Below are 8,989 nucleotides of genomic sequence, written 5' to 3'. Positions count from 1 at the left end.
AGATTCTCCGCCAGAATGCGATCCTCAACAAGACGGACCACGCGGTCCTTCGCATCCTGGTCAAACTTCTTAGGCATGTTCCAGATTTTCCCATCCACTCAAGCGGAACAAAACCTGGGGCACTTCAGTTTTATCCGCCCGACTGAGCGCGATATCAACTGTCTATTAACTCTAAGCAGCGGGGCCAGAGACGCGAAGCTACGAGGCCAGCGTGGACACAATGTCGTCGATAAGTCGGGCTGCTAGTTTCGCCGATCGCCCATCGACATCAAACTTTGGGTTCAGCTCGACTACATCCACGAGCCGCAGCTTACCGGTCTGTGCTGCAGCAATCGCCATGGCACGAATACGAGGCAGATCCACACCTAAACCAGCAGGTGCAGAGACCCCGGGCATAACCCCAGCTGGCAGAACATCCAAATCAATGGACAAATGCACGTGATCGACTTCAGCAGCGGAACGAGTCACCAATTTTGCGCATTCTTGGAGAGGCAACGCTAACAGCTCCTCATCTAATGCCACAGTGACACCCAAGCGATCCGCCTCTTGGAACAGTGCCACGGTGTTGTTCGGTTTCGAAATGCCAAACACCGAGTAGTGGAAATCGTGAGAGAAACGATCCGCAATTTGTTTGAAGGGTGTTCCCGAGGTCGGCAAATCAGCGGTACGCAGGTCAAAGTGGGCATCAAGGTTTATGATCCCCATTGATCCTGGGACAGCGGACCGCAAACCGCAATGCGAACCATACGCAGTTTCATGTCCTCCCCCTAGCACAATCGCGGTATGCCCTTGGCCAATGAGCGATGCAACTTGCCCTGCGAGCTCTTCGTGGCCTTTTTCCAAGTCACCGTCATCCACAGCGACGGTACCTGCATCGAAAAGTGGCAGATCATGGTGGACCGCCAGCCCAGCCAGCGTCCCACGAATCTGGTCAGGCGCCTGAGCTGAGCCCACGCGCCCCTTATTGCGACGCACCCCCTCATCGCTCGCGAATCCGATCAACGCAACACCCGGTTCAGACTCGAAACTAAAGGGTTGTATTCTCGAATTCCAACGAGCGTGTTCTTTCCCGGGACCATCGACGCGTCCCTGCCAAGCAGCAATGTTTACAGTCATGGTTTCAAAAGGATAGCAACGAATGGGAGTCTGTACAGTGGCAACATCTAGTTCCCAAGTACCGGCAGCACGCAACACGCTGCGGATTCTATCTCTCCTCACAAGCATCGATACGCCAATTTCAGCATCCCGAATCCAGTCGGAGCTAGACCTGCCCCGCTCCACTGTGTACCACCTACTTAAAGTCATGGAAGAATCCGGATTTGTGGTTCATTTACCAGGGCAACGAACTTATGGGCTAGGGCTGGCGGCTTACGCCATGACCAGGGCGTATGCGAGCCAACAACCACTCGTGCGAGTGGGGGCAAGACATTCGAAACAGCTGGCTCATGCAGTGGGTGGCAGCGTACACATTTCTTGTCTGGCTACGACCCAAGTTTTGTATCTGTTGGAGGAGCGTGCCCCTCAAGCAGTCAGCCTTGTTACCGATGTTGGCGTGCACCTTCCTGCATTGCTCACCGCGAGCGGAAAGTGCCAATTGGCCTATCTTTCAGAAAAGGATCTCCGCGCCACGTTCACTCTCGCGAGTCCGACTGGATCGACCTGGGCCCAGCTCTCTGAAGAATTGGAAATGATTCGAGCGAACGGCTTTGCGGAGGAAATCGGCATCGTATCTCCCGGACAGCAAACTGCGGCGGCGCCCATCTTGGACCATTTGGATCGACCGGCGGCTGCGCTTGCAGTAACTTTTGGCATCGGTTCATTGAATGAAGACCAAATACAAGAAGTGCGCGCAGAGGTCATACAACGGGCGGGTCAAATTTCCACTGCCCTTTACGGACGCCACACCGACTAGACAAATATGGTGCGCGTCACATAGAATAAGTCCATGCGCAGGCTGTCGCGCATATTGCCACTTTCCCGTTTTGCCGACCCCGTCGGCATATTTCGAAAGCGTACAATCATGTCCCCGCAGCCTCATGCCAAAGTGCAAAACCATCATCCAAATGCCAATGCAATTGAACATTCCATTCTGCGTTCCGGAACCCACGCCCAACACAAGCCGATTTGGCCGTTTTTCCTCTATTCAGCGATCGGTATTTTCGTCTTCTTCGTACCCATCACCTGGCGCGGGAATAATACCATTATCGTTGACCACGCCGTCTCAGCTTTGCGAGCCTACGCGGGATCGATCGTCCCATGGGTATTGCTCGCGTTGATGTCTTACGGCATGATCCGCCAATTTGTCACGGGCAAGTGGCGTAACGACGCCCTCACCATGGTTTTCTCTTTTGCCAACATCGCAGGAGTGATCGTGTCCGCCCTGTACGTGACGGGCACGCTAAAGGGATTTCTCAATGCAAAAGACCTTGTCCCTTTTCTATTTGAGAAGATTGCTACCCCGGTGGGCCTGATTGTCCCCATCGGCTCGATGTTTCTTGCCCTCATCGTCTGCTATGGACTCCTCGAATTTGTAGGAGTGCTCATGCAACCGGTCATGCGGCCAATTTGGCGCACGCCGGGACGCTCAGCAATCGATGCGGTCGCATCCTTTGTCGGCTCTTACTCCCTCGGCATTCTTATCACGGACAGGGTGTACCGTGAGGGTAAATACACCACCCGCGAAGCTGCTATTATTGCCACCGGATTTTCCACCGTCTCCGCAGCGTTCATGGTTATTGTGGCCAAAACCCTGGACATTATGCAGTATTGGGGCCAGTTCTTCTTCGTCTCCCTCATAGTGACCTTTGTGGTCACGGCAATCACCGTCCGTATCCCGCCGCTTTCCCTGTTCCCAGACGATTACCACAAAGATGCCGCCCCTCAGCCGGAGGAGAAGATTACTAAAGGCCGATTCACGTCGGCATGGGGAGAAGCCCGCGAAACGCTTGATGAAGCCCCACCACTACCAAAGGCCGTATGGATCAATTTTGTGGACGGCACAAATATGGCTGCCGCAATCACACCGTCGATCATGTCCGTAGGCCTTGGCGGCCTTCTATTGGCCAAATTCACTCCAATTTTTGACTGGCTCGGGTACCTCATTTATCCCTTCACCTGGGCTGCCCGAATTCCCGAGCCTATGGTGGCAGCAAAAGCCTCTGCCGTAGGCATCGCGGAAATGCTCCTTCCCGCCACCCTGGCAGCAGATCAGCCTTCATTGGTATTGCGTTTTGTGATTGCTGTTGTTGCCGTCAGCGCCATCATCTTTTTCTCCGCGCTGGTGCCCTGCATTTTGGCCACTGAAATCCCAGTAAAGGTCTGGCAAATGGTGGTGATTTGGTTTGAGCGCGTCGCGCTGACCATCCTACTGACTGCCCCAATCGCACACCTGCTGCTTTAGCTCTGAGTCTGGCATCCCAGACAGAAGCATTGTTTTTCTGCTTCTCTCGCGATACATCGCTACATACACTCAAATCTACAAGTGACCTACACCACTATCTGTGGCAGGGTTTGATGACAGCCCCGGTTCGCCGGATCATCCCGCCACAGGCAGTGCTTAACATTCAAGGAGACTTGGCCAATGTCTGAGCCACGCACCGTCCGAGCCCCACGTGGAACCGAAATATCTGCAAAATCCTGGCAAACTGAAGCGCCACTGCGCATGCTGATGAACAACCTCGATCCGGAAGTAGCAGAACGTCCAGAGGATCTCGTTGTTTACGGCGGTACAGGCAAAGCAGCCCGAAACTGGGAATCCTTCGACGCCATCGTGGCTTCGCTTAAGGACTTGGAGGATGATGAGACGCTCCTCATTCAATCCGGTAAGCCAGTAGGCATTTGGAAGACTAATCCCTGGGCTCCTCGCGTGCTCATTGCCAATTCAAACCTGGTGGGAGACTGGGCAAACTGGCCCGAATTCCGCAAACTTGAGGCCGAGGGTCTCATGATGTACGGACAAATGACCGCCGGATCGTGGATCTACATCGCCACCCAGGGCATTTTGCAGGGCACATTCGAAACCTTCGCTGCCATCGGCCGCAAAAGGTACAACGGCACGTTACAGGGCACCATCACGCTCACCGGCGGGTGCGGCGGTATGGGCGGCGCACAACCTCTCGCCGTGACGTTGAACCACGGTGTGTGCATCATTGCTGATGTAGATCGGAAGCGTTTGGAGCGTCGACAAGCAAAGCGCTACCTAGATGAGGTCGCAGACAGCCTTGACGACGCCATTGCCCGCGCCAACGCCGCCAAAGAAGAAGGCCGTGCACTGTCCATCGGTGTCGAAGGCAATGCTGCGGAAATCTTCCCTGAGCTGCTTAAACACCACCGGGCCGGTGACATCAAAATTGATATCGTCACCGACCAAACCTCGGCGCACGATCCGCTGTCATACCTGCCCACCGAAGTGCCCTTCGAAAACTGGAACACCGAAGCAGAAGAGGACCCAGAGACTTTCACTAAAAAGTCCCGGGAGTCCATGGCAGCGCAGGTCCAGGCCATGGTTGAGTTCCAGGACGAGGGCGCTGAGGTCTTTGACTACGGCAACTCCATCCGCGATGAAGCCCGCAAAGCCGGCTACGCCCGCGCCTTTGAGTTTGCAGGTTTCGTGCCGGCTTACATCCGCCCACTGTTCTGCGAAGGGCTCGGCCCTTTCCGCTGGGCTGCGCTGTCCGGCGATCCGGAGGATATTCGCGTAACGGACCAAGCTCTGAAGGAGCTATTCCCTGAAAACGAGCACCTGCATCGCTGGCTCGACGCCGCCGAAGAGTACGTGGAATTCGAGGGGCTACCGGCACGTATTTGCTGGCTGGGTTACAACGAGCGCCACAAGGCCGGCCTGCTTTTTAATGACCTCGTGCGAGAGGGAAAGGTGACAGCACCGATCGTGATTGGCCGTGACCACCTTGACTCCGGTTCGGTGGCTTCCCCTTACCGCGAGACCGAATCGATGCTGGACGGTTCCGATGCCATTGCTGACTGGCCACTGCTCAACGCTCTGACCGCCACCTCCTCAGGTGCCACGTGGGTGTCCATTCACCACGGTGGTGGCGTAGGTATTGGGCGTTCGATCCATGCTGGCCAGGTATCCGTTGCAGATGGTACTGATCTGGCCGCTGAGAAGCTCGCCCGAGTGCTGACCAATGATCCTGGCATGGGCGTGATCCGCCACGTGGATGCTGGCTACGATCGGGCTGATGAAGTAGCTAGGGAGCGCGGTGTGCGCGTCCCGATGCCATTCCACTCCCGGGAGAACTAACCTTGAGCACTCTTTTCACTGGAATTTCTGAGCTCCGTACTGTCTCTGAACTGGGCACGCTTGAAGATGCTGCCTTAGTCGAAAATGGGGGCGTCATTCAGTGGATCGGACCGGCCGCCGAGGCTCCAGCTGCAGACAATGCGGTGGACCTCGGCGGTCGCGCCGTTCTACCAGGTTGGGTGGATTCCCACACGCATATGATTTTCGATGGCGATCGCGCTGCCGAATTCGAAGCCCGCATGGCCGGTGAATCCTACGCAGCCGGTGGCATTGCGGTAACTATGAACGCAACCCGCGCTGCCGGTGATGCACGCCTGATTTCATTGCTCGATGAGCGCATCGCCGCAGCCCGGGCGGGCGGCACTACCACCGTGGAGACCAAAACTGGGTACGGATTGGATGTTGCGTCCGAAGCTGAAGCCGCTCGGATCGCAGCCTCCAGACTCGAAGATGTCACCTTCCTCGGAGCACACCTCGTACCTCCTGGAGCCGACGCTGACGAATACGTCGACTTGGTCTGTGGCGAAATGCTTGACGCTGTCGCTGATCACTGCACATGGATCGACGTATTCTGCGAGCGTGGCGCATTCGACGAAGAGCAGTCCCGACGCGTTCTTAGTGCCGGTGTTTCTCGGGGGCTTATTCCCCGTGTTCACGGTAACCAAATCGGTCACGGTCCGGGCGTAGCATTAGCCGTTGAAGTTGGCGCAGCCAGCGTCGATCACGTGAATTTTGTTACCGATTCCGACATCGAACTTCTCGCGGCCTCCGACACTGTCGCCACCGCACTTCCGGCCTGTGACCTTTCCACCCGCGCCCCACTAACCCCGGCCCGCAGGCTTATCGACGCGGGTTGCACACTAGCTCTTGCCTCCAATCTCAACCCCGGCACTTCCTACACCTCCGCGATGAACTTCTGTGTCGGCACTGCCGTTCTTCAGATGGAGCTGACTCTCGAAGAAGCGATTCGCGCCGCCACGTATGGCGGAGCCCGGGCTTTGCATCGCGAAGATGTTGGCACCGGACAAGATCGTCATGGCCGTCCTGCGAAAGGCACACTCGTTGTCGGCGCGGCAACTGACCTACATGTGCTGAATACCCATACGGCAGTTGACCTAGCATATCGGCCCGGGATGCCTCTTTCCTACCAGACCTACGTGGGAGGGATATTGGTGTAGCAGGAACGGGCAACAGCGCCTCGATCGGTAGAAGTCGGGACTGCTAGATTCGCAGTTTCGACTCCCTTAAAACCCCATCACCCGCTGAAATTCCAATCCGACCTCGTCCCCGATAGCCACCGGCTCTGATGTGAACGCCCTAAATGTCAGCCCCTCGGAAAGCACGGTTATCGAGTACCCGGTGCGCTCGAACAGCACGGATTGAACGATGCCCCGACGCGAGCCTGCATCAGAAAGAACCACATCCGCAGGCATCACGGCTTCCCCAGAGGGAAGGACAGTGGCGTCCCCCATGAACGATGCCACGAAGGCAGAAGCAGGACTAACCAAGATCTCACGCGGTGATCCAACTTGCTGCACAATGCCATCGGAAAGCACCACTACCCTGTCTGCCAGCGCCAATGCTTCCGAGCGGTCATGAGTGACGTGCACCGTGGTGAGGCCCTGGCGCCGGGCTAATGCGAGGATGTCTCGTCGCAAAGCATCACGCAACGGCTCGTCGAGTGCGGACAGTGCTTCGTCGAGAAGCAACACGCGCGGGTTAGCCACCACCGCACGGGCCAAGGCAACGCGCTGCCGCTGACCGCCGGACAGGCTCGCCGGGGCGCGCTTCCCGAACCCGTCAAGCCCCACTAGAGACAGGGCCTCGGAGACTGCCTCGACGCTGAATGTGCCAGCGCGGCGTAGCGGATAGGCCACGTTCTCGAACACATTCATATGCGGCCACACCGCATGCTGCTGGAACACCATGCCGAGGCCGCGTTTTTCCGGTGGCACGCCGTCCATCGCAGCACCGGCGATCGATAGCGCCCCGGAGGAAGGCGAAACAAAGCCGGCGATGGTGCGCAGGAGCGTCGTTTTGCCGGATCCGGAGGGGCCGACCAGGCAGATGAACTCGCCGGACTCCACCTCGAGCGAAATATCGGACAGCCCCACCGTCCCATCCGGGAACGTCACGGACATGTCAGTCAATGAGATCAAGAGACCTTCTCCCTCAAAGTTAAGCCCAGCGCCAAAACGCCGATGAGCACGAACAGCAGTGACAGCGCGCTGGCTTGGTTGTAGTCGCCAGCCATCTGGAGGTTAAACACTTGGACGCCGAGCGTCGTGGTCCCCGGCGCGACCAGCAGAACTGAAATGGTCAGCTCACGCACTGCAGTGACCAGTACCAACACCGCCCCGGAAATCGCCGCGGGCAGCGCCATCCGTCCGGTGGTATCGAGCAAAGAGCGCAGCTGAGAGGCACCCGAGATCCGGGCTGCTTCCTCCACCGCCAGCGGTGTTTGCTGCAACGGGGCGCGCACTGCCTGCAGTACCAGCGCGGTGAACGCGCAGACGTAGGCGCCGAGGATGACCCAGCGGGTGTTGTACATGCCGGTATAGCGCCCCAGAATCAGCCAGCCAACACCGATGATCAGCCCGGGCAGCGCCGTCGGCAACAAAATCACCAAGCTCATCACAGTGTTCGACCAGTGGCGAGTCCGCGTGAGCAGAACTCCCGCGAGCCAGCCCAGCACGCCACACAGCACAGCCGCACCGCAGGCCAAGAGCGCCGAATTACTAAAACCTTCGATCACCCGCGGGTTGCCCAGCGCCAGCTCGAAGTTGTCCAAGGAAATCGTTTCGAGCGTGAACGGCACGCCCGGTGCGGGCAGCAGAGATCGATATCCGAGTCCCACCAGCGGTGCGAGCGTGACCACCAGGCCAAGCAGCCAAGCGATGGCTGTGGTGAGGCCGCGTGCCCGGCCCAGCGGGTAGCGTTGGGTCGCGCCGTCCGCCACGCTTGTCGACGCCCACAGCGACACCACATAATCGCAGATCACTGCCCCAATGCCGAGTAATAGCAGTACCACTCCGACGGTGGATACCACCTGGAGCGGGTTAGCCACGGTGCCGGAATCCATGAAGCGGTAGATCATGGTGGCGAGCGTCTCGAAGCGCTCCGGAGAGCCGAGGATCGCAGGGATGCCAAAGTCCGCGAGGTTCGCCACCGCCGTCAGTGTGAAGGCACTCAGGATTGCGGAGCGCAGCAGCGGCAGCGTCACGGTGCGCATCGCGGTCCAGGTGCTGGCGCCGGAGATGCGGGCAGCGAGTTCCATGTCGCCGGGAATGTGCTTGAGAGCGCTAGCGGTCACCATGTACACCACCGGGTAAGAGTGCAGGATCATCAGGACCACTACCCCATCGGGCCCGTAAACATTCCAGATTTCGCGGTCGAACCAACTGTTCACGCCCTGCCGCGGGCCGAACAGCTGCATCCACGCGATCGCCCCAATGAACGGCGGCACCAGCAGCGGGCTCAGTACCAACAACCGGAGGGCTTTGGCGCCACGGATGTCGGTGCGTTCCAGCATCAGCGCCGCCAGCGTGCCGACGACCACTGCCCCAACGCTTGCCAGGACCGTGGTGTACGCGGAATTCCACGTTGCCGTGGCGATTCCCTGTTCCAACAAAACTGGGACTTGGTTGCCACCCAGCGCCAAGGACACCACCAGGCCGAGCGGTGCGAGGAAAAGGCCAATGAGGATGAGCCACAGGCCCATCCTCATGA

Annotated in this window: 7 protein-coding genes; 4 read left to right on the top strand and 3 right to left on the bottom strand. The window is 58.1% G+C overall.

Annotated features, from left to right (window positions below; all coding sequences use genetic code 11):
- Window positions 1-198: 198 nt before the first annotated feature.
- A complete protein-coding gene (hutG, locus tag WG915_RS11240; protein WP_339565474.1) occupies window positions 199-1,116 on the bottom strand; it encodes a formimidoylglutamase in 918 nt (305 codons plus the stop codon).
- Between the two features lie 37 nt (window positions 1,117-1,153).
- Between hutG and WG915_RS11235 the strand changes: the two genes are divergently transcribed.
- From WG915_RS11235 to hutI, 4 genes are all read left to right on the top strand, one after another.
- Window positions 1,154-1,912 (top strand): IclR family transcriptional regulator, encoded by a 759-nt coding sequence (locus WG915_RS11235; RefSeq protein WP_339565473.1) that lies wholly within the window; start codon window positions 1,154-1,156, stop codon window positions 1,910-1,912.
- A 108-nt stretch (window positions 1,913-2,020) separates the two neighbouring features.
- Window positions 2,021-3,400: a YjiH family protein gene (locus WG915_RS11230; protein WP_339565472.1), complete on the top strand. Its 1,380-nt coding sequence runs from the start codon at window positions 2,021-2,023 to the stop codon at window positions 3,398-3,400.
- Window positions 3,401-3,580: 180 nt separating this feature from the next.
- Window positions 3,581-5,260 (top strand): urocanate hydratase, encoded by a 1,680-nt coding sequence (gene hutU, locus WG915_RS11225; protein WP_339565471.1) that lies wholly within the window; start codon window positions 3,581-3,583, stop codon window positions 5,258-5,260.
- Window positions 5,261-5,262: 2 nt separating this feature from the next.
- Window positions 5,263-6,438: an imidazolonepropionase gene (gene hutI / locus WG915_RS11220; RefSeq protein ID WP_339565470.1), complete on the top strand. Its 1,176-nt coding sequence runs from the start codon at window positions 5,263-5,265 to the stop codon at window positions 6,436-6,438.
- Window positions 6,439-6,504: 66 nt separating this feature from the next.
- Here hutI and WG915_RS11215 read toward each other — a convergent pair whose 3' ends face one another.
- Window positions 6,505-7,401 (bottom strand): ABC transporter ATP-binding protein, encoded by an 897-nt coding sequence (locus WG915_RS11215; RefSeq protein ID WP_339565476.1) that lies wholly within the window; start codon window positions 7,399-7,401, stop codon window positions 6,505-6,507.
- A 14-nt stretch (window positions 7,402-7,415) separates the two neighbouring features.
- Complete coding sequence (locus WG915_RS11210) at window positions 7,416-8,987, bottom strand: ABC transporter permease (RefSeq protein ID WP_339565475.1); 1,572 nt, start codon at window positions 8,985-8,987, stop codon at window positions 7,416-7,418.
- Between the last annotated feature and the right edge of the window lie 2 nt (window positions 8,988-8,989).

Source organism: Corynebacterium sp. H128, assembly GCF_037482625.1.
In the GTDB taxonomy this organism is placed as follows: domain Bacteria; phylum Actinomycetota; class Actinomycetes; order Mycobacteriales; family Mycobacteriaceae; genus Corynebacterium.
The sequence above is the reverse complement of the archived record's forward strand: the minus strand, read 5'-3'. Positions and strand labels throughout refer to the sequence as shown.